The organism is Prosthecobacter sp. (assembly GCF_044236155.1).
Classification (GTDB): Bacteria; Verrucomicrobiota; Verrucomicrobiia; order Verrucomicrobiales; family Verrucomicrobiaceae; genus Prosthecobacter.
In genome coordinates this window covers 260,819-284,990 of record NZ_JBIIHA010000003.1, presented here as the reverse complement: position 1 = coordinate 284,990, position 24,172 = coordinate 260,819, and the positions used below count along the sequence as shown (strand labels likewise).

General features: G+C 61.2%; 16 protein-coding genes. 8 read left to right on the top strand and 8 right to left on the bottom strand.

Annotated elements, in window-relative coordinates:
* Positions 1 to 19: 19 nt before the first annotated feature.
* Both ACILSE_RS04975 and ACILSE_RS04970 read right to left on the bottom strand, forming a co-directional pair.
* Positions 20 to 1,126, bottom strand: a complete 1,107-nt coding sequence (locus tag ACILSE_RS04975) for a 6-bladed beta-propeller (protein WP_395716254.1) — start codon at positions 1,124 to 1,126, stop codon at positions 20 to 22.
* A gap of 41 nt (positions 1,127 to 1,167) precedes the next feature.
* Entirely contained in the window at positions 1,168 to 2,823 is a 1,656-nt protein-coding gene (locus tag ACILSE_RS04970; protein WP_395716253.1) for an ATP-binding protein, read from the bottom strand.
* 188 nt (positions 2,824 to 3,011) lie between these two features.
* Here ACILSE_RS04970 and rpmI point away from each other — a divergent pair, with 188 nt between their 5' ends.
* From rpmI to pheT, 4 genes are all read left to right on the top strand, one after another.
* Positions 3,012 to 3,221: a 50S ribosomal protein L35 gene (gene rpmI, locus ACILSE_RS04965; protein WP_395716252.1), complete on the top strand. Its 210-nt coding sequence runs from the start codon at positions 3,012 to 3,014 to the stop codon at positions 3,219 to 3,221.
* A gap of 124 nt (positions 3,222 to 3,345) precedes the next feature.
* On the top strand, positions 3,346 to 3,729 hold the full coding sequence (gene rplT, locus ACILSE_RS04960; protein ID WP_395716251.1) for a 50S ribosomal protein L20: 384 nt from the start codon (positions 3,346 to 3,348) through the stop codon (positions 3,727 to 3,729).
* A gap of 92 nt (positions 3,730 to 3,821) precedes the next feature.
* On the top strand, positions 3,822 to 4,847 hold the full coding sequence (gene pheS, locus ACILSE_RS04955) for a phenylalanine--tRNA ligase subunit alpha (RefSeq protein ID WP_395716250.1): 1,026 nt from the start codon (positions 3,822 to 3,824) through the stop codon (positions 4,845 to 4,847).
* An 88-nt stretch (positions 4,848 to 4,935) separates the two neighbouring features.
* Positions 4,936 to 7,329, top strand: a complete 2,394-nt coding sequence (pheT, locus tag ACILSE_RS04950) for a phenylalanine--tRNA ligase subunit beta (RefSeq protein ID WP_395716249.1) — start codon at positions 4,936 to 4,938, stop codon at positions 7,327 to 7,329.
* 13 nt (positions 7,330 to 7,342) lie between these two features.
* Here pheT and ACILSE_RS04945 read toward each other — a convergent pair whose 3' ends face one another.
* The 4 genes from ACILSE_RS04945 to ACILSE_RS04930 form a co-directional block, all read right to left on the bottom strand.
* Positions 7,343 to 12,301 carry a FlgD immunoglobulin-like domain containing protein gene (locus ACILSE_RS04945; RefSeq protein ID WP_395716248.1) on the bottom strand — a complete coding sequence of 1,653 codons (4,959 nt, stop codon included), beginning with the start codon at positions 12,299 to 12,301 and terminating at the stop codon, positions 7,343 to 7,345.
* Between the two features lie 89 nt (positions 12,302 to 12,390).
* The gene (locus tag ACILSE_RS04940; protein ID WP_395716247.1) at positions 12,391 to 13,548 is read right to left on the bottom strand and encodes an aminotransferase class V-fold PLP-dependent enzyme; all 1,158 of its coding nucleotides are present in this window, start codon (positions 13,546 to 13,548) and stop codon (positions 12,391 to 12,393) included.
* A gap of 184 nt (positions 13,549 to 13,732) precedes the next feature.
* Positions 13,733 to 14,104, bottom strand: a complete 372-nt coding sequence (locus ACILSE_RS04935) for a type II toxin-antitoxin system RelE/ParE family toxin (RefSeq protein WP_395716246.1) — start codon at positions 14,102 to 14,104, stop codon at positions 13,733 to 13,735.
* A gap of 25 nt (positions 14,105 to 14,129) precedes the next feature.
* Positions 14,130 to 15,104: a peptidylprolyl isomerase gene (locus ACILSE_RS04930; RefSeq protein WP_395716245.1), complete on the bottom strand. Its 975-nt coding sequence runs from the start codon at positions 15,102 to 15,104 to the stop codon at positions 14,130 to 14,132.
* Between the two features lie 145 nt (positions 15,105 to 15,249).
* Here ACILSE_RS04930 and acs point away from each other — a divergent pair, with 145 nt between their 5' ends.
* The 4 genes from acs to lpxA all read left to right on the top strand — a co-directional run bounded on the left by acs (position 15,250) and on the right by lpxA (position 20,878).
* Positions 15,250 to 17,232, top strand: coding sequence for an acetate--CoA ligase (acs, locus tag ACILSE_RS04925; protein ID WP_395716244.1), 1,983 nt, complete (start codon positions 15,250 to 15,252; stop codon positions 17,230 to 17,232).
* 138 nt (positions 17,233 to 17,370) lie between these two features.
* The gene (locus tag ACILSE_RS04920; protein WP_395716243.1) at positions 17,371 to 18,624 is read left to right on the top strand and encodes a PQQ-binding-like beta-propeller repeat protein; all 1,254 of its coding nucleotides are present in this window, start codon (positions 17,371 to 17,373) and stop codon (positions 18,622 to 18,624) included.
* Between the two features lie 99 nt (positions 18,625 to 18,723).
* Entirely contained in the window at positions 18,724 to 20,043 is a 1,320-nt protein-coding gene (locus tag ACILSE_RS04915; RefSeq protein ID WP_395716242.1) for a bifunctional UDP-3-O-[3-hydroxymyristoyl] N-acetylglucosamine deacetylase/3-hydroxyacyl-ACP dehydratase, read from the top strand.
* A 34-nt stretch (positions 20,044 to 20,077) separates the two neighbouring features.
* Positions 20,078 to 20,878: an acyl-ACP--UDP-N-acetylglucosamine O-acyltransferase gene (lpxA, locus tag ACILSE_RS04910; protein WP_395716241.1), complete on the top strand. Its 801-nt coding sequence runs from the start codon at positions 20,078 to 20,080 to the stop codon at positions 20,876 to 20,878.
* On the opposite strand, the gene ACILSE_RS04905 is transcribed toward lpxA, so the two are convergent.
* Entirely contained in the window at positions 20,838 to 22,091 is a 1,254-nt protein-coding gene (locus tag ACILSE_RS04905; protein ID WP_395716240.1) for an O-antigen ligase family protein, read from the bottom strand. The two genes, lpxA and ACILSE_RS04905, sit on opposite strands and share 41 nt — an antisense overlap.
* Before the next feature lie 21 nt (positions 22,092 to 22,112).
* Positions 22,113 to 24,170, bottom strand: a complete 2,058-nt coding sequence (gene asnB / locus ACILSE_RS04900) for an asparagine synthase (glutamine-hydrolyzing) (protein ID WP_395716239.1) — start codon at positions 24,168 to 24,170, stop codon at positions 22,113 to 22,115.
* Positions 24,171 to 24,172: the final 2 nt, after the last annotated feature.

The following is a 24,172-nucleotide window of genomic DNA, read 5'->3' as shown; positions in this document are numbered from 1 at the left end:
TCGAAGATGTGTTCGCGGCTCAGGCGGCGACTTTCTCCAGTTTGACGGGGTAAGTTTGAAAAGCGTTCCACTGGCAGACGATGAGGTCGCCGTTTTCGAGCACGCAGACATCGTGCCCATGATCGAAAATGCGCTCGGCCTGCATGAGGGGCTGGAGTTTGCCGTCTTCATACACGGGTGCGGTGCCGCCGGGGGCGCTGATGACCTTGCCTGCGGCGTCGAGGATGACCGTGAAGCCGCTGGGGTTCTGCGGGAGCTTGTTGATCTCGGGGGTCTTGGACCAGCAGACGCCGGCGTAGAGTTCCTGCCCGGCGATGACAGGGCGGCAGACCATCGCGCCGGGGACGGCGAGGGTTTCGAGGTATTTGCCGTCGAGCGTGAAGCGGCGGAAGCAATTATCGACGCGCGAGGTGACGAGGACAGTGGCCTTGTCGGTGCCCTGGCGGGTGTCGATGGCGATACCGTGGGCGTTGTTGAGCCGTTCGTCGGCGGGGACGCCTTTGTTTCCGCCGAAGCGCTGGATGAACTTGCCGCGCGCGTCGTAGCGCAGCACGAACTGCGAGCCGTAGCCGTCGGCGACGTAGATGTCGCCGTTCGGAGCGATGGCGGTCTCGGTGGGATTGAAGACCATGTCGGGCTCGTAGGCACCGACGCTCATCGGGTGGCTGATGGAGAAGATTTCTTTGCCCGTGAGGTCGATCTTGGTGATGCGGCCGGTCTGGCGGTAGCCGCCGCTGCCGCTCTTCCACAAACCGCTGTCGGTGACGAAGAGGAACTCCTCGCCGTTCTCATTGGAGAGCGTCAAACCATGGCCGCCGGGCCAGACGCCGCCCCAGGAGTCGAGGATGGTGCCATCGGGCTTGAAGACGAGCACCTGGTTGTCCCAGTGGTCGCCGATCATGAAGAGGCGGCCGTCTTTGACCTGGACAATCTCGTGGCAGTTGAGGATGGGATGATGGCGTCCCTGGCCTGCGGGGACCCAGTCCTTTACCACCTTGTAGCGATGCACGCCGTGGCCGATGACGGTGTCTTTTTTCGGATCAGGCGCGGCACGCAGCGTCTCGGTGAACGTGGCTGTGGCGGCCGTGCCGAGGCCGGCGAAGAGGAAATGGCGGCGTGTTTTCATGTGTGCAGGAAATATCGACACAGGCACGGCGTCACGCACGCTCAATTCCGCTTCATCATGGTGGCAATGCGATGGACGGTCTGGGTGAGTTCCCCGGCCTCGTAAGGTTTCGGAAGGACTCCGACGAAGCCGCGCTCCAGGAAGACCATCTGGACCTCCTGCGTGACGCTGCCGCTGGTGCAGACGATGCGGGCGTCGGGATCGAGGTGGAGGATCTCGGCGGCGGTTTCGGTGCCGTTCATGCCTCCGCGCAGGGTGAGGTCCATGAGGACGACGTCGGGCGGCGTGCCGGTGCGGAAGAGGCTCTGATAAATCTTCACGGCGTCCTGGCCGTTGTCACATTGAACGACCTCGTAACCGCAGCGGGTGAGGATCATGTGGGCGACTTTGCGGAGGTCGTCCTCGTCATCGACGATGAGCACCTTGCCTTTGCCGTGTTTCAGGGGCACGGGGGCAGTGTCGGCGGGACTGAGGGGTCTCGTGGCGCCGGAGCCTTCGGCAGCGGGCAGGTACACGCTGAACTCGGTGCCGACGTTCGGCGTGGAGGTGACGCGGATTTCGCCGTCCATCTCGTCGATGAAGCGTTTGCAGGTGGTGAGGCCGATGCCGTTGCCGTCGGCCTTCGTCGTGAAGGATTCGCGGAAGAGGCGGCCGAGGTTCTCCTTTGCGATGCCGCAGCCGCGGTCGCGCACGACGAGGCGCACATGCGGACCCGGCTTCAAATGACCGTCGCCCGTGCCGCCGACCATGTGGTTGTGCGCCTCGACATCCATGTAGCCGCCGCACGGCATGGCCTGGATGCCGTTCATGACGAGATTTTGCAGCACCTGGCTGAGTTTCACCGGATCGGCGACGACGAGGCGAAGGTTGTCATCCTGCCGCACGCAAACATGGACGTTTGAGCCGGCGCCGGCGAATTCGACGGTATCGCGCACCAAGGAGGCGAGGTCGGTGGGCTCGTGCTTGCGCGGTGTCGCCTTGGAGGCATTGACGACCTGCGAGGTGAACTGCTTTGCGCGTTTCAGCCCTGAGAAAACGGCCTGCAGTTCCTGTGCGAGGGCCGGATGCTCCTGCACCTGCTGGATGAGAGCGGAAAGACGCACGGTGACGGGGCCGAGGAGGTTGTTCACGTCATGCGCGATGCCTTGGGCCAGAGCAGCGAGGTTTTCCTTCCGCAACTGCACCGACTGCGCGTCGAGATCGTCCGCCGGGTGCTTTGGCTCGGTTTTCGGTGCCGTAGCCTGCGACGGGCTGATGAGAATCGTGAAGTTCAGCAGCTTGCGCATGCTGTTGAAGACAGCGCGCACGCGCCACTTGCATTTCACGGGCGACTGTGTCCGCAGGCTTTGCAGGGCGCACTCGCATTCATGGCAGCCGCCGCTTTGCATCGCCTGGCGCAGGCTTTGCAGCAAAGTGGTCGCATCCCGGTCATCAGCGACGAGATCGTTTAATCCCAAGCCGCGGAGCCCGGATTCTGGGTCGGCTCCGGCCAGCATGGCGGCGGCGGCGTTGCTAAAGAGCACCTTCGGGCCGCATTTGGGGTCGCTGGCATCGCTCTCCACGATGACCACCCCGTCCGTCACCTGGTCCAGGGCCACACGGAGGTAATAGTTGGCGACCTTGAGTTGCTCCACGCTTTGCTCCAGCTCGGCGGTCGAGGCGGTAGTGGCTGTGGAGGAAGGGATGGAGGTCGTCATGAATTTTCCGCTCAGTTTTCCCTGTTTAGCAATTGAGGATAATTAAGACAACTTTAATTTTTGATATTCTGAGTTTTTCTGACTCCCACTTTTGAGAGCTGATATTTTCAGTGGCTTCATTCGCGCCTTGCTGCGGCAGAGAAAAACACCTTGCCACTCAGGCCTTCTCATCTAGCCTCCGCGCCCCTATGTCCAAAAATGCTGGCATCGCCAAGACGAGAAAAGCTGTCGCCAAACGATTCAAAGTCACTGCGACGGGTAAAGTGCTGCGCCGTAAACAAGGCAAGCGCCACATCCTGCAGAACAAGAACCGCAAGCGGAAGCGCAACCTCGGCAAAGTCGCCCTTGTGGCGGAAGTCGATGTGAAGGCGATCAAGATGAACCTTCCGTTCCATTGATCCCGACACCGGTTCCCAGATGGAACCAAAGATGCGCCGGCCTGGCTCCTATCGCACGGAGCCTTCGACCAGGTGAGGCAGCGCATCTCTCTTAACAACAGCCTGATCAACCGATAGAAAACACATGCCAAGAGCCACCAACTCCCCCGCCAGCCGCAAGCGCCGCAAGCGCGTGCTGGCCAAAGCCAAAGGTTTCCGCGGATTCCGCAGCACGCACTTCCGCTATGCCAAGGACGCCGTCCGCAAGGCCGAAACCTACGCCACCCGCGACCGCAAGGCCAAGAAGCGCAGCTTCCGCAACCTCTGGGTCCAGCGCATCAACGCAGCCACCCGCCCCCTCGGCCTGAGCTACTCCCGATTTATGGAGGGTCTCAAAGCCGCTGGTATCACCCTCGATCGCAAAGTCCTCTCCGACCTCGCCATCAAGGACGCCGCTGCCATCGAAGCCCTCGTCCAGCAGGCCAAGGCCGCGCTCGAACAGAAGGCCGCCGCTGCCCCGAAAGCGTAACTCCGCAGATACTTCAACCATTTGCACCGCAGCCGGGACGCTCTACGTCCCGGCTGCTTTATTTTCAGACTTTCGATCTTTTCCGCCCGACCATGCTCTCCCAACTCGATTCCCTCAAAACAGAAGCTCTCGCCGCGCTCGAAGCAGCGCAGGATGAAACCACGCTCGAAGCCGTGCGCGTGAACTTCCTCGGCAAAAAAGGCAGCGTCACTGCGCTGAGCCAAAACATGCGGGACGTGCCCGTCGATCAGAAGAAGGAAGTCGGTGCCAAACTCAACGACGTGCGCACCGCCATCACCGACGGCATCGAATCGAAGAAGCTCGCGTTGCAGGCCGCGCTGGACGCAAAAGCCGTCGAAGGCATCGACATCACGCTTCCCGGTCGCCCAGGCACTGGAAATGGCGCTTTGCATCCGCTCACGCAGATTCGCGATCTCGCCATCCGCACGCTGCGTCGCCTCGGTTTCATTTTGGCCGAAGGACCGGAGATCGAGACCGAATTCCACTGCTTCGACGCTCTCAACACACCCGCCGACCATCCCGCCCGCAACGAGAAGGACACTTTCTACCTTCCCGATGGCCGTCTGCTGCGCACCCACACCTCCAGCGTGCAGATCCGCACCATGGAAGCCGCGAAGTCGCTGCCCATCCGCATCATCGCCCCCGGAGCCGCATATCGCCGCGATGAGATCGACGCCACGCACCTGAGCGTCTTCAACCAACTCGAAGGTCTCTACGTCTCCAACGACGTGAGTCTCGCCGATCTCAAAGGCACGCTCGAAGCCTTCTTCCGCGAGATCTTCGGCCCGAACACCGCCGTGCGCTTCCGCCCGCACTTCTTCCCGTTCACCGAGCCGAGCTTCGAGATCGACGTGAAACTCGAGGCGAAAGGCAAAGACGCCCGCTGGATCGAAATCGCCGGCTGCGGCATGGTCGATCCCGCCGTCTTCACCGCCGTGAACAAGAGCCGCGGCGACAATCTCTTCGATCCCGAGACCACCACCGGCTTCGCCTTCGGCCTCGGCCTCGACCGCCTCGCGATGATCCTCCACAGCATCACCGACATCCGTCACCTCATCGAAAACGACGTCCGCTTCCTCCAACAGTTCGCCGCGTGATTTTTAGGCAAACGAATGGGGGCAAGCGAATCCCTGTTCTTCATTCGTTTGCCCCCATTCGCTTGCCCATTCTTTCTTCTTTCCAGCTATGCAAGTCTCCCTCTCCTGGCTCAGCACTCATCTCGATCTCAGCAGCTATACCGTCCCGCAGCTTTCTGACCTGCTCACCTTCGCCGGTGTCGAGGTCGAAGGCATCGAAGAACGCGGCGTGACCACTGACAAGGTCGTCGTGGCTCAGATAGACTCCTTCGTGCAGCATCCGAATGCCGACAAACTCAGCGTCTGCCAGGTCAATGACGGCAGCGGCACCCCGCGACAGATCGTCTGCGGCGCGAAAAACTTCAAAGCAGGCGACAAAGTGCCGCTCGCACTGCCTGGAGCCGTTTTGCCCGGCGGATTCACGATTAAAGAAGGCAAACTGCGCGATGTGGCCAGCCTCGGCATGATGTGCAGCGGCAAAGAACTCGGCCTCGGCGACGACCACAGCGGTCTGCTCATCCTCGATGCCGAAACGACCATCGGCACACCCTTCAACCAACTCGTGCCTTCCGATGTCGTCTTCGACCTCGAGATCACACCGAACCGCCCCGATCTCCTCAGCCACCTCGGCCTCGCCCGCGAGCTCAGCGCCCTCACCGGCATCCCGCTCAAAGGCCAACGCGATTACACCGCGACAAAAACGAAAGCCGCTGCCTCCGACATCAAACTCGAAGCCAAAGAAGTCTGCCCGCTTTACACCGCACGAATCATCAAAGGCGTCAAAGTCGGCCCCAGCCCGGAATGGCTGCGTCGTCGCCTCGAAAGCATCGGCCTGCGTCCCATCAACAGCATCGTGGACATCACCAACTACGTCATGATGGAGATGGGACAGTCGCTGCATTGCTTTGACCTCGACAAGCTCAACGGCTCCATCGTCGTGCGCCAAGCCACCGACGGCGAAAAATTCCTCGCTCTCGATTCGCAGACCTACACGCTGCAAACCGACGACCTCGTCATCGCCGATCAAAAGCGTGCCGTCGCCATCGCCGGCGTCATGGGCGGTGAAGAAACCGGCGTCACCGAAGCCACCACCAATGTGCTCCTCGAAGCCGCGTGGTTCACCCCTTCGAACATCCGCCGCACCTCCCGCCGACTCGGCCTCAGCAGCGACAGCAGCTACCGCTTCGAGCGCGGCATCGACCCTCAACAAGTCGCTGGCGGCTCCGAGCTCGCCACGAAGCTCATCCTTTCCATCGCTGGAGGCACCGCAGAGGACGTGCTGCACGTCGCAGGTGAAGCCCCCGCTTTGACCGGCGAGGTCACCCTCGACGAAGACCGCGCCCGCAAGCTGCTCGGCACGCCCGAGCTCAGCGGCGATGAAATTCACGCCATCCTCGAAAAGCTCGGCCTCGGCAAAAAAGCCGCCACGAAGCACGAAAGCCGCTGGCACATCCCCAGCTACCGCGCCGACCTCCAGCGCCCCGTCGATCTCATCGAGGAAATCGCCCGCGTCATCGGTCTCGACCGCGTCCCATCGAAAATGACCGCCGTCGCCGTGCCCAGCGATGCCACAGACCGCGCTTACGACTTCGCCATGACGATTCGTCAGGCTTTGGTGAATCGCGGCTGCTTTGAAGCGCAAACCCTACGCCTCGTCGCCGAAGCTCAACTCGCCGATACCCTCGGCGGCGGCACCGGCGTCGCCGTGAAAAATCCGCTCAGCGAAGACCACACCACGCTGCGCCCCAGCATCATCCCCGGCCTCATCGCCGCCGCCGCGCTGAACATCCGCCAAGGCGCCGACCGCCTGCGCTTCTTCGAGCTCGGCCGCGTCTTCCTGAAGCTCCCGAATGGCAACAGCCGCGAAGAAGAACGCCTCGCCATCCTCATCAGCGGCCCCGTCAGCCCATCGAGCTGGCACGCCCGCACCCCGCAGGCTGCCGACATCCATGAACTCATGGGCATCATCCAAAACCTGCCCGGCCTCAGCCGCGTTAGCATCGAGCCGAAAGCCGTCAAAGAATCCCCCGCGAACTTCCTGCTCACCAGCGAACTCCGCGCCGGCAATCGCAACCTCGGCTGGATCGCTCAACTGCATCCTTCCCGCGCCCGCGACATCAGCGCCCGCCATCCCGTCTATGTCGCCGAGTTGCTCCTCAGCGCCCTGCGCCAAGGCAGCACCGGCCCCGCGAAATTTGAAGAACTCCCCCGCTTCCCCGGCATGACCCGCGATGTCGCCATGGAAGTCCCCGCCGACCTCCCCCACGCCAAAGTCGCCGCCTTCTTCGCCACGCAGAAAGAGCCCCTCTTCATCGCCAGCGAAGTCTTCGACGTCTTCACCGACCCCACCGGCCAAAAGATCCCCAGCGACCGCAAATCCATCGCCTGGACCCTCACCTACCGCAGCCCCGAAAAGACCCTCGAAACCGCCGAAGTCGATGCCGCCCACCAGCGCATCCTCGCCGCGCTGGAGAAGGCGCTTCCGGCGACGGTGCGGCGCTGAGCGAATAATTCCCTCACTTCACCAACACCTCGCCCCACAAATTCGGTGAGAGCATGATCTCGCCCGGAATATCATCGACGAGACCGGTGCTCTGATTCGACCAATACGAGCGTAGATTCGTGTCGGTGCCCGCAGTATCGCCGAATGTGACGCCAAAGTCGGCGCGCAGCATGTCGCCGAGTTTCAGCGTCAATCCGAGATCGCTCAGCGCAAAGCTGGCTTTCACGGTGTAGCCGTTCGCATCGGTTTTGACCTCGATTTTGGCCTCAGGGAGCTGGCGAACGTCATCGACCTTCGCGCCGCGCCAAGGGCTGGTGAACTCGACGGGATTCTTGCCGCCGGGTTTGCGGTGTTCATAGAGCACGGAGAGCGGCTTGCCTTCGTGCGGCGCGATGAGCAGGCGTTTGTCGCCGATCACCGGCTCGCGGCGCTTCGGATCGGCCTTCGGGTCGCAGGCGAACTGGAAATCGACCGTGTCGCCGGTAGCGAAGAGCTTGGCCCAGTCGCGGCCGTTATTGATCCATGGTGAAGCATCCTGCACGCGCCACGTGAGATGCAGGTGAGTGGCATCGGAGGCGATGTCGCACTGCGTTTTGAATTTACCGCTCTTGTCCCACGCGATGCTGCCTGGGATCGTGGTCTCGCGCGCCTGCTGCTTCGCGGCGACTCGGCGCATGTTCTGGCGCTCGGCGGCGGCGATCTGCTCTTTTGTCACGGTGAGCTTGCCACTGACGCACTTCACCTTGTCAAAGCCGGTCAGTTCATAGATGCGATACGGCCCATGTCCGATCTGGACAAAATACTTCCCACTCTTCGCATCGCGTCCGAAACTGCCGCCAAAGATCTCGCCGCCGAGGCGGTATTCGTTCTTCAAATAGCTGACGCGCACATCAACGAAGGCCTCATCGAGATACAAGCCGTCGCTCGTCAGCGTGAAGCAGCGGCCGTGGTTGCCGTTCACGAAAAACACGTCCGCTCTGTCATCGAGTGGCGCGATGCCGAGGAAAGCCATCACGCCCTGCATCACGCCGGGCTCGGGCAGCGGCGCGTCGTGGCTGCCGTGCACGTCGCTCCATTGGTTCGCGTAGCTCCAGAGATGCTTTCCATCGCTCGCATACGCGTTCATTTCGGGATCGGAGTTGAAAAGGAAGCGGCCAAAGCGGTCGCGGATCGTCGCCACGCCGCTGCGCTTGTAGCCGGGCGTCAAACTCACCGGCGTGGCCTTCGCGATGGCCTCGTCGAGCGTCGGACAATCCGGCACGCCGTTCGCTAGGAAACCCTTCAGCTTGATCGCGGCCACTTTGACCTGCGTCTTGTCGGCGACGGGCATGTAAAACGTCAGCGAGTTCTGCATGTGGCCCCACGGACCGCCCGCGTAGTCGATTTGATCGCCGCAGAAGTCGAACTCCTCCTTCTGCGCCTCGCCATCGCCATTGCGATCTACCCACAGCACGCCCATGCCGCGCTGCGACCACGGTTTGCCCTCGCCTTTCTTGCCCGGCTTCTCACCGGCGCGCTTCTCCGGCCACTTCGCGTAAAACGCGTCGATGTAGGCCTGCGGCGGCTGCCAGTTGAAGGCGTAGCCAAAATGATGCGTGCCCGCCGTCGCGGCGATGTCTTTCAGCGTGCCATCCGGTAGCACCTCGCTGATCAGCGCGATCTTCCCACGCGTGGCGACGAACGTGCGCCCGGCCTCGCGGAAGAACGCGTAGCTGTGCGGCTCGTAGTGGCCGAGGTGGCCTTCGTCGATGCTCAGGATGTGTGTGGGCCGCGCCGTCTTCTTTTCCAAATCAACATCCCAGAAGCAGCCGAGTCCGATCCAGCGCCGCGGATCCTCGGGATCAAAGCCGCTGCCATCGCCGCCGTAGTGCGGCATGCCGAATTTCTCGACCACAACCTGGTTGGTCTTCAAATCCCACGCCATCACGCGTTTTGGATTCCAGCGCTTCTCGGTGACCCACAGCTTGCCATCCGGCCCGAGAACGAGCCCCGCCGGATTCACCATGCGCTCGGGATCATATTTTCCGCGATACGGACCGCCGGGCTTGCCCGTGATCGCGTGCTCGATGCCCGCCGATGAAAATCGACGCACCTGATGCGTCTTGGCATCGCTGATGAGGATCTCGCCGTCGGGCACGATCGTGATGCCGCTGATGTTCTCGTTTTGAATCAGCATCTTTTGATCCCGCACACGCACCACACCGCGATCCGTCACCGCAAACAGCTCTTTTCCCGCCGCGAGATGCTTCACATCTGCGAGCGCGATCTTGTCGAGCTGGTGGCCGGTCTTCGCATCGAGCTCAAGGATCACTTTCTCATCACGACAGCTCACATAGAGCTTTCCGTCGAGCACCGCGATGCCGCCGAGATTGAACTGCGTCAAATCGGACTGCCCGTTCACCTCCATCGTGTCCACCGGCAAGCCGCGCACCTTGCCGGGCCACTCAACGAGCTTGCCCGTGGCGATGTCGAAGCGGCAGATCGTCACCGTCCATGTCGCCTTCCAATCCGCTTTGGCAAAGTCCGGCCGTCCGCCCCACGCGAAGCCATCCTGCGCGACATAAAGGTGCTCCTCATCCGCTGCGATGGCGTCGTGCTGGATGCCGTAGCCCTGCTGGTGCTCATAGCCTTGCACGAGCTTCCCCTTGTCATCGAGCGCCACCAGCGCCCAGCCACCTTCCGTCACCGGCGCGGCGAAGAACACGAGCTTCGAGTTCGCCGCCGCCGCGTGCAGCGTGCTGTGATTCGGCCCCCACGGCTCCGTCGTCGGTTCATCGCCGTTGGCAAAGTTCATCACATACTGCGGGCGGATGCCCTCATGCGTCACGCCACGCCACGTGTAGCTGCCGGGTGCTACGAGCTTGCCCGTCTCATCAAGGCCATCCCAAACGAGCGACTGCTTGCCCACGCCGAAACTGCGACCACTGACGAGATTCCGCACGCGCTCGCCCTTCTCGTTCTCGATCACGATCGTCGCCTTGCCTTCGCTGGGCTGAGTAAAAGCCACGCGAATCTCCTGCTGCCTCGCCACAACAGCTTCGCGATACGATTCGAGGTCAAACTCGGCCCATGAGGCCGGATCGTCATTGAAGGAGGCATGAATCGGCTGGTGATCGTTGAAGCCAAAACGCTCGCGCTGGCCTTCATGCTCCACTGCGACAGCGATGCGCAGCTTCGACCAGTCGCCTTTTGGCAGCTCAATGCCCGTCGTTGCCAAAATTGAGGAATAGGAGCCATTTGAGACGCCTAGCACCACGTTTCGAGCAGGTGTCTCGACTTTGATCTTTCTGTCTGTGATCGCGATTTCGAGCGGAATGCCACCCACGCGACCAGCGAGCACTACAGGGGCAAAAACCGGCGTTTCGAGCTCCAACTTCAGCAAACGCTGTTTCCCCAGCTCATTTACGATCACCCGAGGACCCGCGATGGCGATGTGCGCGGGCGAATCGAGGCCAGTGTAGCTCACTGGAGCCGCATCGAGCGATTCATAGACATGCACCGCGCCATGCCGAGGATCGCTGACGGCGAGACGCTGGCCGTCGCTATGCACAAACACCGCGCCGCCGTGCTGCGTGAGCCGTTTCACCTCCTTCAAGTCGCGATCCAGCACCACGATGGCATCCTTGTCGCCGGCGAGCAGTTGATTATGAAACCACGCGAGGCTCGTGCAGTTCGTGAGGCCCGGCAGCTTGATGGGCTGTGGTTTGCCTGCGAGATGGCCATCGGGTGAGATTGGCAGTTTGAAGCCTTCGCCATTCGGCGTGGTGACGATCATGTCTTGGTCGATCACGGCCGCGCCGCTGATGTTTTCCGGCACTGTGAAGTCTTTGATGCCCGGCGTGTCAAGATGCGAGAGGCCGTTTTCGTCGATCACCGGCCCGCGAGCGAGCTGCACGTAGTTGTAGTGCTTTTTGAGGATGCACAGCGTCTTTCCGCCAAGCAAAGTCGGCTGCGCGCAGAGTGAAGCTTCCAGATCACCGAGCGTGTGCGGCGTGTGCGGCTCTTCCTGCCAGCGCCAGCTTCCGCGCGAGGTCCAGATGTTGCCATCCACATCGAGCGCGAGTCCGCGAAGCCCCGTGAAGCCGCCAATGCGTCGCACGACATCGAAGCGGCTTTCCGCGTCGTTCCACTGCACGAACTGAATCACACCGCCCATGCCAGAGACCGCGAACAAACCATCGCGCAGCTTCACCATGCCGCGACCGTTCGTGAGGTCGTTGCTCATCGGCATGTAGCCAATGAACGAGCCCGATGCACCGCCGAGCACGACGCCTGGATCAGGCTCGAAGGCTTCATTGAAGCGATTGATCGTGCCGTGCCACGCGTGCGAATACCAGAAGCGCCCGATCTTCTGCGGGCGCTCGCCTTGGAAGGGCTTTGGGAAGCCGTCCTTCAGCGTGCTGTCCTGCCAGGCGAAGACCTTGCCCTCACCAAAGCCGCAGATCGTGCCATCGGCCTCGACATGCAGCCCATTCAGCCTCGCCCCCGGCTGCGTCATCGGCGTGCGCTCGCCTGTGACTGGATCAAGCGATGCCAGCGCGTCCTTCTCCAGCACGATGAGGCGATCCTTCACCGCGCTCGATGCGATCAAATCGACATCGCCTTTTAAACGCGTCAGTTTCGTGCCCGGCGCGGCCTTCAGCGGCAGTGTGTAGAGCGCCTTCTTGAGTTTAAGCACCAGCAGGTCCCCCACGCGCGTCATTTGATCGCTGCCCCGCTCATCACCTTCAGGAATCTCAAAGCTGGCCAGCAAGCGGCCATCGAGCGCATAGCGATTCAACCGCATCGAGCCCCCACGCTCCCAAAGCGCCCCCTCATCATCGAGCACCGGCCCGATGCCGGAGAATGCCTTCCCCGCGAAGACCGCCTGCGAGTCATCCGAATTGCCGAGCGAGCCGGTGAAATGGAGTTCGGCGGCTGGCAGTGCAGTGGTGGCTGCGAGTGAAACAAGGGCAAGGAGGCTGGCTTTCATATTCATGTTTCGAAGGTCTTGCGATGGCGGCCCATTCGCAGGCTGTCAGAGCGATGTCTGAGTCACTCGCAGCCGGAGGCAAAATCAACTTAGCCGATCACCCTCGCCACACGATCCATCTCCGCTTCCGTGTTGTAGAAATGCGGGCTGAAGCGCAGGAGCGGCTGGCCGGCGCGGTTGTGGCGCAGGGAGGTGGCGATGTGGTGCTCGGCGAGGTGTTTGGAGATGTCTTCGAGCGAGCGCGTCGGGTGCTGGATCGTGGTGATGCCGGACGCGTTGATGCTCTGTGGGTCAGGACCGAGGAAGGTGAAGCCTTGCGGTGCCAGTCCGGCATGCAGGCGGGCTTTGAGCTTCAAAAGTTGGGCGCTGATGGCTTCGAGCCCGATCTCCTGGATCAGCTCGATGCCGGCCTTCATGCCGAGGATGCCGGAAATGTTGAGCGCGCCGGGTTCGTAACGACGACCGCCGCGTTCGAAGGCGATTTCCTCCTGCGCGATGAAGTTCGGGCTGCGAACGTTCCACGAACCGAGCAGGCTGGGGCGCAGCATGTCCTGCAATTCCTCACGCACATAAAAGATGCCCGCACTCATCGGACCGAGCATCCATTTGTGCGAGTCGGCGGAGAGGAAATCGACGTGATCGACGCGGGTTTCAAAGGCGCCTACGGTTTGAATGGCGTCGAGACAGAACAGGACGCCTCGCTCGCGCAACATGCGGCCGATGCGGTCGATTTCGATGCGATAACCGCTCAGGAAGTGACAGGAGGCGAGTGCGACGAGTTTCGTTTTCGGTGTGAGCGCCGCTTCGACGAGTTCGGGCGTGATTTCGCCCGGTGAGGTGGGTTGAAGCCGCTTCAAGACGACGCCGTGGCGTTCGAGTTCGCTCCACGGATAGACGTTGGCTGGATAGTCGTCGAGATAGCTGACGACTTCATCGCCGGGTTGCCATGGAACACCGTTGGCGACCAAACTAAGCCCGACGGAAGTCGGACCGATGAGCGCAATCTCGCTGGCCTTGGCACCGATGAGCTTGGCAGCGACGACGCGCGTCTCATTCACCGCTCTCCACGCCTCAGGATACTCCTGCATGCGCAGGCTGCACTGTTCGAGGTAGTCCTGCATCGTGCGCGCGACGCGGCGCGGCAGGATGGTGACGCCGGCGTGGGCGAGAAACAGGCTGTCTTTGATGACCGGAAACTCCTGCTGGCGCAGAGATTCATTCGAAAGAAGTGCGTCGAGCGTGAGCATGGCTGGAAATGACGAAACCAGAATGAGGAGCCGAGTGAAACGAGACAGACGACCGAAGGGAGCCTGAAAGGTGAGCAAAGCGAATCAATGTCGAATCAACGACGAATTACGAAGGATGAAGCAGGCTTGGGGCGACAAAACTTCGCCATTCGCCATTCTGGTTTCATCATTTCCGCGTCAGCGGTCACGCGACCTTCAGCGTCTTCGCTCCTTCGTCGATGAGATGCCAGAAGCTCTTCGACTGGCTCAGCGCCTCGTCTTCACCGGCGCCGGGCAGATTACTGCGGTAGAGGAAGTCGGTGAGCGTGTTTTTGTGCAGCACCCGATGCACGCGGACGTTGCCATCGACGATGCTGAAGTAGATGCGATGGTCGCCGGCACGACAGCGGTAGAGTTTTTTGCTGCCGCGTTCGAGCAGGCCATAGCGCTTGGCGAGGATGGTGTCGTCGATGTCGGCCGGCTGGATGTTCAGGGCCTCAAGGAGATGGAACTGCACCTGAGCGGGCAGTTGGGAGAGCTCGGCGGCGCTGATGTCGTTGAAGACGATCTGGATCACGGTGATTCGGGGCGTGCAGGTTGGATTAGAATCGTTTGACGACGTGTTTTTTGCGGACGCTTTCCATCCACTGGTCGATGTTGGCCTTGGACTTTTCGGCGTTGATCATCCTTTCGATCTCCGGGCGCTTTTCCTCTAGCGTGGGTGCCTTGCCGAGCTTTTTAGCGTCACAGGCGACGATGATGTATGAGCCTTCCTGCTCGAGGACCGGGCTGATGCCACCGGTTTTGAGCTCCATGGCGGCGTTGGCGATGGCGGGCATCATGTCGGTCTTCGCCATCCAGTCCCAAGAGCCGCCGTTTTCAGCGCGGCTGTCCTGGGAGTAGGTCCGGGCGGTGGCGGCGAAGTCGGCGCCGCCGAGGAGCTTGGAGCGCAGCTCCTGGGCGAGTTTTTTCTGTTTTTCAGCGGATGATCCGGCCTCCCCGCTGAACTTCGGAATGGTGATGGTTGAGATTTTGATCTGGTCCCCTTCGCGCCACTTGTCCACGTTCTTGTTGTAGTATTCCTCGACCTCTCTCGGCGTGGCCGGCGGGTGCTCGCCTGAATTGCGGGCACGCATCACATTCGTGATGACCATCTTCTCGCGCATCTCACGGAATTTCTTCACGGACATGCCGCTCTTGGCGAGCTCGTCCACGAAGGCGTCGCGATTGCCCTTGAAGCTCTCGCGGATGATGGTGTTGATGTCGTCATCGACATACTGCGGTTTGATGACACCGCCAATTTTCTTGAATTCGGCGAGGAGGATCTCGCGGTCGATCAGCGACTCGAGGGCGGAGTCACGAATGGCGGCGAGCTCCTTGTTGATGCGCGCCGGGTCGTTTTGAAACTGGAACCGGATTATCTGCTCCTGGGTCCTGATCGTGTCCCGCACCTCGGATGCCATGATGGGGTTCCCATCGACGACGGCGACGATGCGGTTGGAGTAGGTCTGGGCCGTGGCGCAGGAAAGGGCGAGGACGGCAAAGAGGGCGGGCAGGCTGTTGCGAAGGGAAATCATGACTGATCGGCTTGCATCGTAGGGCGTGGTGACGGCGTGGCAAGGCGAAGTTCAGACCCGGGGTGGCCCGCTTTGCAGCTTCGCCTTGCGTGATCGCGGGTCCACTCTCTACTCTGCGCTCCCAATCGCAGACCCATTACCAGCCATGAGCAAGAAAGCCGCTTCCAAGACATCCAGCAGCTCCTCGAAGAGCCTCCTCGTCGAAAACCGCGTGTTCAAGCCGGACGCCGCTTTTGTGAAGAAGGCCCGCATCAGCTCGATGGCGCAATACAAGAAGATGCACGCCGAGTCGCTCAAGAATCCGGACAAGTTCTTCGGTCGCGAGGCGAAGGAACTCACCTGGAGCAAGCCCTTCACCAAGGTGCTCGATTGGAAGTGTCCGAACGCGAAGTGGTTCACCGGCGGCAAGCTCAACGTCAGCGAAAACTGCCTCGACCGCCATTTGAACGGCCCGCGCAAGACCAAGGCCGCTCTCATTTGGGAAGGCGAGCCCGGCGAGAAGCGTGTTTATACCTACCAGCAGCTCCATCGCGAGGTCTGCCGCTTCGCCAATGTGCTGAAGCGTCACAAGGTCAAAAAAGGCGACCGCGTCATCATTTACATGCCGATGATCCCGGAGGCCGCCATCGCCATGCTGGCCTGCACACGCATCGGGGCCGTTCACAGCGTCATTTTCGGCGGTTTCAGCGCCGAATCGATCAAGGACCGCGTGCTCGACAGCGGTGCCGCGATCATCATCACCGCTGATGGTGGCTACCGCCGCGGTGCAGTCGTTCCTTTGAAGAAGAATGTCGATGACGCTCTCAAGGCCAAGGACACGCCAGTGAAGACCGTGGTGGTGTTTAAGCGCACCGGCCAGGACATCCACATCGAGGAAGGCCGAGATGTGTGGTGGCACCGCGAACTCGAATACGTCGATGCGAAGTGCCCGCCCGTGGCGCTCGATTCCGAGGCGGATCTTTTCATTCTCTACACCAGCGGCAGCACCGGCAAACCCAAGGGCATCCTGCACAGCACCGCAGGCTACCTCCTGCATGCGCAGATGACCTGCAAATACGTCTTCGACCTCCGCGACGACGATGTGTACTGGTGCACCGCAGACATCGGCTGGGTCACCGGCCACAGCTACATCGTCTATGGCCCGCTGGCCCTCGGCGCGACCTGCCTCATGTATGAAGGCGCTCCGAACTGGCCGGAAAACGACCGCTTCTGGAAGATCATCGAAGAATACGCCGTCACCGTTTTCTACACCGCGCCGACTGCCATCCGCGCCTTCATGAAGTGGGGCGACGAATGGCTCAAGAAGCACGATTTGAGCAGCCTGCGCCTGCTTGGCACCGTCGGCGAGCCGATCAATCCCGAAGCGTGGATGTGGTATCACAACAAGGTCGGCGGCGGCAAATGCCCCATCGTCGATACCTGGTGGCAGACCGAAACCGGCGGCCACATGATCACCCCGATCCCCGGTGCCATCCCCACGAAGCCCGGCACCGCCACGCTGCCCTTCTTCGGTGTCGATGTCGGCATCGTCGATGACCTCGGCAAAGAAGTCGGCCCGAATGAACAGGGCAAACTCGTCATCAAGAAACCCTGGCCGTCCATGCTCCGCGGTATTTGGGGCGACAAAAAACGCTACCAGGAAACTTACTGGAGCGACTTCAAAGGCTGGTACTTCGCCGGCGACGGAGCACGCCGCGACAAGGACGGCTACATCTGGATCATCGGCCGCATCGACGACGTGCTGAACGTCGCCGGACATCGTCTCGGCACCGCCGAAGTCGAAAGCGCCCTCGTTTCCCATCCCTCTGTCGCCGAAGCCGCCGTCGTCGGTCGTCCCGATGAACTGAAGGGCCAAGGCGTCGTCTGCTTCGTCACCGTCAAAGAAGGCATCAAGACCGGCCGCGACCTCGGCGATGAGCTCAAGAAGCACGTCCGCAAAGTCATCGGCCCCGTTGCCACGCCTGACGAAGTCCGCTTCGCCGCCGCTTTGCCGAAAACCCGCTCCGGCAAGATCATGCGCCGCCTCCTCAAGCAAATCGCCGCCGGCGAAACGCTCAAAGGCGACACGACGACCCTCGAAGACATCAACGTCATCGCCGCGCTCTCCGCCGCGAGTGGGGAGGATTGACCGCCACGCAACACCTGATGCAAACCGGAATGCGGACGCCATCGTCCGCATGCGGTGCAAGATCGTCAGACTTTGCTCGCAAACGGCTAAAGTCACTCAGCGGGTTGCGTTTCATCACGCAACCAATCCAGCCACGTCATGAAACGCACGCTCCTGCTCCTCGCTCTCTGCTCTCCGTTCTCCGCGTTTGCCGACAACTGGCCGATGTGGCGTGGCGCGAACGGTGATGGCACATGCACCGAGTCAAATCTGCCGGAGAAGTGGAGCCAGACGGAGAATGTGGTCTGGAAGGTGGCGCTGCCTGACCGTGGAAATTCGACGCCGGTGGTTTGGGGCGACAAGCTGTTCATCACCCAGGCCATCGAGAAGGAAGGCAAGCGCCTGCTGCTGTGTTTTGAGAAGAAAACCGGAAAACAGCTCTGGGACGCGGGCACGATCTACAAGGAGAAGGAGCTGACGCATGCGACGAACCCTTATTGCGCCGCATCGCCGGCCACCGATGGCGAGCGTGTCATCGTGTTCTTCGCCTCGGCGGGCCTGTTTTGCTACGACATGAACGGCCATGAACTGTGGAAACGCACCGATCTCGGCAAGCAGCATCACATCTGGGGCAACGGCACGTCTCCCGTGATCGCGGGTGACCGTGTGTTCCTCAACTTTGGCCCTGGTGAGAACACCGTGATGTATTGTTTCGACAAAAAGACCGGCAAGACGATCTGGCAGCACAAGGAGCCCGGCGGAGCCTCTGGCGAGGGTGGGAACAAGCGGTGGCTCGGCTCATGGAGTGATCCGATCCTGCGCAAAGTCGGCACGCGTGATGAACTGCTCATGTCGTATCCAGGTCGTGCGTGCGCTTTTGATCCAGATTCTGGCAAGGAGCTTTGGACCTGTGGAGGACTCACGCCGCTGGTCTATAACTCTCCTCTGTTTGCCGACGGCATGGCCGTCGTGATGTGTGGCTACGGAGGCGCGGCGATGGCGGTCAAAGCCGGCGGCAGCGGCGATGTGACGGAGAAAAATCGTGTCTGGCACCTGCCACGTGTGCAGCAGCGAATCGGCAGCGGCGTGATCCACGAGGGGCATCATTATATCCTGACCGACGGCGGCATCGTCGAGTGCCGTGACATCAAAACCGGGAGTTTGATTTTCAACGAGCGCCTCAAAGGCCCCGGACCCACCGGCCAGAACTGGTCTTCTCTCGTGCTCAGCGCCGACGGCAAATGCTACGCGGCCAACCAGGGCGGTGACTGCTTCGTGTTCAAGGCGGAGCCGAAGTTCGAACTTCTTGCCACCAACTCGCTGGGTGAAAAAATCATTGGCTCCATCGCCGTGAGCGACGGGTTGCTCTTCATCCGCGGTTATCAGAATCTCTGGTGCATTGGCAAAAAGTAGGCGCTGGCACCCCTCCCGCAGGGCCTGACGTTGCCCCCGGATTTCCCCTTGCCCACTCAGGGCCGGGACGCTAACGAACGCGCTCCCATCTCCAGCGCCATGGCCCAATCCGACCGTCAGCACACCCTCGCCAAAGCCGTCTCCATGACAGGCACCTCGCTGCACACCGGCGAGCAGGTCACGCTCACCCTTCAGCCGGCGCCGGAGAACTTCGGCTTCAAATTCCGCCGCGTGGACCTGGAGGACAAGCCCTTCATTGCAGCGCTGGCGGAAAAGGTCCAAAAAGTCGAGCGTGCCACCACCATCGCCGAAGGCGGTGTGAACGTGCACACCGTGGAGCATGTGATCTCTGCCCTCACCGGCATGGGGGTGGACAATGCGATCATCGAGATGGACGCGAACGAGCCGCCTATCGCTGACGGCAGTGCGATGCCTTACGTCGAGCTCATTAAGTCCGCTGGACTCGTCGAACAGAAGGAGGCTCGCAAGGTTTTCGAGATCCGGGAGCCGATCTACCAGGAAACACGCGACGGTACCATCCTCACCATCGTCCCGGACAAAAAATTCCGCATCTCATGCACGAACGTGGGGCCGAACGGGCGCTTCACGCAGTATTTCAGCACGGAGATCAATCCAGAGACTTACGAGAAGGAGATCGCCGCCGCGCGCACCTTTGTGTATTACGAGGACATTGCCCCACTGATGGAGAAGGGCCTCATCAAAGGAGGCACGCTGGAGGCGGCCATCGTCATCCGCGGCGAGTCGTTGCTCTCGAAGCAGCCGCTGCGCTTCCAGGACGAGTTCGTGCGCCACAAGATCCTCGACATTGTCGGCGACCTCATGCTCTCCGGGAAACGCATCCAGGGGCACGTCATCGCCGTTCGCCCCGGCCACGGTCCGAACACCGAGCTGGCCCGCGCCATCGTGAAGCAATACGAGGCCATGCGCAGCATGGTGCCCGCGCCGGTGCACATCCCCGGCGGCGAGTCCGTGCTCGACATCAACGAGGTGATGAAAATCCTCCCGCACCGTTATCCCTTCCTGCTGGTGGATCGCATCATTGGATTTGAGGGTGAGACAAAGTGCACCGGTATCAAGAACGTCACCATCAACGAGCCGTTCTTCCAAGGGCACTTCCCCGGCCACCCGATCATGCCAGGCGTCCTCCAGCTTGAGGCCATGGCGCAGGTCGCCAGCATCGTGCTGCTGCGCATGCCCGGCAATCAGGGCAAGATTGGCTACTTCATGAGCGCCGACAACGTGAAGTGGCGCAAGCCCGTTCTTCCTGGCGACACGCTCATCATCGAAACCGAAATCCTCAAGACCAAGCGAAGCATCGCCAGCGGCGTCGGCCGCTGCATCGTGAACGGCCAGGTCGCCTCCGAGGCTGACCTCATGTTCAGCGTCGTCGATCGCTGATCAAACGAGAACTGCGAACCGGGAGCCGCCCACTTTGAGCACGATCCACCCCACCGCCATCATCGACGCGTCCGCCAGAATTGACTCGGACGTCCACATCGGCCCGTATTGCATCATCGGTGCGGATGTCGAGCTTGGTGACGGCTGCTGGCTGCAGCATCACGTCACGATCATGGGGCCGTCAAAGATCGGGAAAGGAAACAAGTTCTACGCCTACGGCTCCATCGGTCAGCAGACGCAGGATTTGAAATACAAGGCCGAGCCCACCTGGCTCGAGGTCGGAGACAACAACACCTTCCGCGAGTTTTGCTCCGTGCATCGCGCGACTTCGCCGAATGACAAGACGATCATCGGCTCTCACAACAATTTCCTCAGCTATGTCCACATCGCCCACGACTGCGTCGTGGGAAATCACGTCATCTTCTCCAACAACGGCACGCTTGCCGGGCATGTCGTCGTTGAGGATCACGTCATCATCGGCGGTCTGACCGCCGTGCATCAATTTTGCCGCATCGGCACGCGATCCATCACCGGCGGCTGCTCGAAGGTCACGCAGGATATCCCGCCCTTCTGCACCGCTGACGGCAATCCGGCGCGTGCACGCGGCCTGAATATCGTCGGCCTCCAGCGTGCCGGCTTCAGCCGCGACCAGATGCGCGCCCTGCGCGGCGCCTTCCGCAAAATCTACCGCAGCGGCCTCAACAACGCTCAGGCCATCGATGAGCTCCGCGCCGGGGAACTTAGTCCCGAGGCCGCCGTCTTTGTCGATTTCGTCGCCGCAACGAAGCGCGGCATCATCCCTGGCGGGAAAGCGTCTGCGGATGAGGAGGAGTGAAGGCCGCCGAGGTTTGCGGCGCCTGTTTCAATGAGCGCAGCGTAAGCTGATATCGCTTCGGCCACAGAACGCATGCGGCCGCTACCATCGCGAAGCTGAAGTGAGGCACTTCGATGCGGCCCTGGCCGAAGGGCGTGTAGGCGAGCAGGGCGAAGACGAGGTAACCCGCCCGTCCACCGGTCAGCACACTGCGGGCGATGAGCCACAGCCATGTTCCGGCAAACAGCACCAGCCCAGGAATGCCCAGTTCCAGCCACAAGGACACATATTCATTGTGCGGCGCATAAATCGTCCCGGAAATGCCCGTGCCGTGACCGAACAACGGCTTCTGCTGCACCGCCTCCCACGCATCGCTCAAATCCTTGAGGCGTTCCGGTGACTTGAGCTTCTCGAAGTCGAGATCGTAGATCGCCTCCAGGCGGTCGGCGGTGTTTTTGTCCTTCATCACGCCATGCTGCGTGCCGCTTTCCAGCACCGCCGCGCCAATGCCCAGCAGCGGCAGGGCGATGGCGGTCACGATCATGAGGAAGCCGAAATTCCGCCGCGCGTTGAGCAAAATGTAAGAGCCGCATAGTAGCGCCAGCACGATCATGCCGCTGCGGCCGTAGGTCAGCGCCACGCCCGGCACCGCCACGGCGATCATGAGGCAGTTGAAGCGGAAATTCTTCGAGAGCGCGAAGACGATGCCCAGCATTTCACACAACAGCACGGGCGGGAAGTTTGGATGGCTGTTGAACCCCGCGTAACGGCCGGGAATGCTGCTGAACTTCGCAAAGCCGAGCATTTCATAGATTTCGGAACCGGTGGTCAGCAGCATTGCGCAAATGGCGGCCCAAAGGGCCGTCTTTTCCCATTTTTCCGTCGAAAGAACAGCGATGATCGCGAGCAGCACCAGCATCGTGCGCGCAAGATCCATCGTGATCTGGTCCTGGAACGACGAATCGAAGCGTCGCAGCACCGCCGCATCAAACAAGCGCACCGCCGGCAACAGCGCGATGACAAGCGTGGCCAGGCACAGGCGCGGCTTGTTCACCAGCGAGACCATGATGCAGGTAAACACGGCGACCACCGTGAACAGGCTCGGCTTGATGGGCTGCAACCCGGTGTCGTAGCTGCCGATCACCGCATCCGCCGCCAGCGCACCCAGCATCGAGCCGCACACCCACACGAGCACCCACTCGCGAAAGCGGGTCCAGCCGGTCGGTCGGAGCATGGCGGCGCATGGATTCATGAATCAGGCATGTTTGGCGATCAGACGCGCGGCTTGCAGAAGTTCTTCCTGCTTCGTGCTGAGACGCGATGGAGCGCTGCCGCGCATAGTGTGCGAAATCAGGGGCGTTTCGGAAACACTCTGCGTTTGCTCCGAATGCCAGGCCTGGAACATGAGCACGTCCCAAAGGTAGAAATGCCAGTTCCGCGTGCCGGAAAGATGCTCGGCCCATTTTTGGCGGATGGGGGCGGCGTGGAAGAAGCCTTCACGCTTCAGGCGGCTCTCGCTGAGCAGATCCTCGGCCCATTCACGCAACGGTCCGCGGAGCCAGACATCGAGCGGGATGCCAAAGCCGCGCTTTGGACGGTCGATGAGCGTCTTGGGCACATGCTTATAAAGAGTTTCACGCATGAGCCACTTCCCACGGCCATCACGCACCTTCATGTGAAACGGAATGCGCCAGGCAAACTCGATGATGTCGGTATCGAGCAGCGGGATGCGGCCTTCGAGGCTCACGCCCATCGCAGCTCGATCCACCTTCGTCAAAATATCGCCCGGCAGATAGGTCTCCATGTCGAGATGCATCATGCGATGCGTGAAATCACTCACGCGAGGCCACGAGGCAGTATCGGTGATAGCGGTGACGGGATCTTGGCCATTGATGACAATGTCCTGCGGCTGCTTCCAGTGAGACATGAGGTTCAAATAGAGCGTCTCCATGCCCGGCGCGGCGATGACCTCGGCCAGTTTGTGCAATTTATCACCCACAGGGATGTGACGGAGGCGTTTCGGCAGCAGTTTGGAGCCGAGACCATTCAAAACCTTCGGTGGCAAGGCGGTGAGCATGCCGGCGGTCATCTTCTTCATCACGGGCGGCATCCAGGAAAACTTGCTCCACAGCTTGCGACCGACTGAATAACGTTCGTAACCGCCGAAAAGCTCATCGCCCGCATCGCCGCTCAGCGCGACGGTGACATGCTCGCGAGCCATTTTGCACACGAGATAGGTCGGGATCTGCGAGTAATCGGAAAACGGCTCGTCGTAGAGCGATGGAAGCTGGGGGATGACATTGAGCGCATCCTCGCCGCTGACATACATTTCGGTGTGATCGGTGCCGAGATGCTTGGCGACGTCCTTGGCGAACTCAGCCTCGTTGTGCTCCTTCTCGTGAAAACCGATGGTGAAGGTGCGCACGGGCCGCGTGCTCTGCTTTTGCATCATCGCCACGATGAGCGAGGAATCGACCCCACCGCTCAAGAACGCGCCCAACGGCACATCGGCGATCATGCGCATGCCGACGGCCTTTTTCAGCAAGGCTTCAAACTCGGCGATGGCATCGGCATCGCTGCCGGTGAACGGTTTATCAAAGCCACGCTCGACCACTTGCGGCAGGCTCCAATACCAGCCGGGCTGTGGACGCTCCGCCGGCGAGCGCAGCGAGATCATCGCGGCAGGCGGGAGCTTCTTAAAGCCTTGGTAAATGCAGAGCGGATCAGGAATGTAGTTGTAGCGCAGCAGCGAGGTCAGCGCCTCGCGATCCACCGAGGCGTTGAAGCCGGGGAAACGCTGAATGGCCTTCAACTCGGAGGCGAAGACGAAGGTCTCGCCCACCCAGCCGTAGTAGAGCGGCTTTTCACCCATGCGATCGCGGGCAAGATGGAAAACGCGGTCCTGCTTGTCCCACACGGCGAAGGCAAACATGCCGTTGAAGCGCTTCGTGGCTTCGATGACGCCCCATTGGCAAAACGCGGCGAGCATGATCTCGGTATCCGAATGGCCGCGCCAGGTGTGCCCATGCTTTTCGAGGTCGGCACGGAGGTCTTGGAAGTTGTAGATCTCGCCATTGAAGACGATCACGAAGCGTTCATCGGCGCTCGCCATCGGCTGATGACCGAGCGGCGAGAGATCGAGGATCGAGAGACGGCGATGCCCCAGCGCGAGACCGATGTCCGAATCCACCCAAGCCCCCGCGTCATCCGGCCCGCGAAGCACGATGGCATCCGTCATGGCGCTGACGATGCTTTCCATCTCGTGCGCCGCACGAGATTTGGCAGGAGAGAAGAAGCCGGCGATGCCGCACATGG

Excerpts from the sequence above, each read along its gene's own strand:
- rpmI (WP_395716252.1), top strand. The coding sequence starts at position 3,012 with ATGTCCAAAAATGCTGGCATCGCCAAGACGAGAAAAGCTGTCGCCAAA.
- ACILSE_RS04905 (WP_395716240.1), bottom strand. The coding sequence starts at position 22,091 with ATGCTCCGACCGACCGGCTGGACCCGCTTTCGCGAGTGGGTGCTCGTG.
- ACILSE_RS04940 (WP_395716247.1), bottom strand. The coding sequence starts at position 13,548 with ATGCTCACGCTCGACGCACTTCTTTCGAATGAATCTCTGCGCCAGCAG.
- ACILSE_RS04920 (WP_395716243.1), top strand. The coding sequence starts at position 17,371 with ATGAAACGCACGCTCCTGCTCCTCGCTCTCTGCTCTCCGTTCTCCGCG.
- pheS (WP_395716250.1), top strand. The coding sequence starts at position 3,822 with ATGCTCTCCCAACTCGATTCCCTCAAAACAGAAGCTCTCGCCGCGCTC.
- pheT (WP_395716249.1), top strand. The coding sequence starts at position 4,936 with ATGCAAGTCTCCCTCTCCTGGCTCAGCACTCATCTCGATCTCAGCAGC.
- ACILSE_RS04975 (WP_395716254.1), bottom strand. The coding sequence starts at position 1,126 with ATGAAAACACGCCGCCATTTCCTCTTCGCCGGCCTCGGCACGGCCGCC.
- rplT (WP_395716251.1), top strand. The coding sequence starts at position 3,346 with ATGCCAAGAGCCACCAACTCCCCCGCCAGCCGCAAGCGCCGCAAGCGC.
- asnB (WP_395716239.1), bottom strand. The coding sequence starts at position 24,170 with ATGTGCGGCATCGCCGGCTTCTTCTCTCCTGCCAAATCTCGTGCGGCG.
- acs (WP_395716244.1), top strand. The coding sequence starts at position 15,250 with ATGAGCAAGAAAGCCGCTTCCAAGACATCCAGCAGCTCCTCGAAGAGC.
- ACILSE_RS04970 (WP_395716253.1), bottom strand. The coding sequence starts at position 2,823 with ATGACGACCTCCATCCCTTCCTCCACAGCCACTACCGCCTCGACCGCC.
- ACILSE_RS04930 (WP_395716245.1), bottom strand. The coding sequence starts at position 15,104 with ATGATTTCCCTTCGCAACAGCCTGCCCGCCCTCTTTGCCGTCCTCGCC.
- ACILSE_RS04945 (WP_395716248.1), bottom strand. The coding sequence starts at position 12,301 with ATGAAAGCCAGCCTCCTTGCCCTTGTTTCACTCGCAGCCACCACTGCA.
- ACILSE_RS04915 (WP_395716242.1), top strand. The coding sequence starts at position 18,724 with ATGGCCCAATCCGACCGTCAGCACACCCTCGCCAAAGCCGTCTCCATG.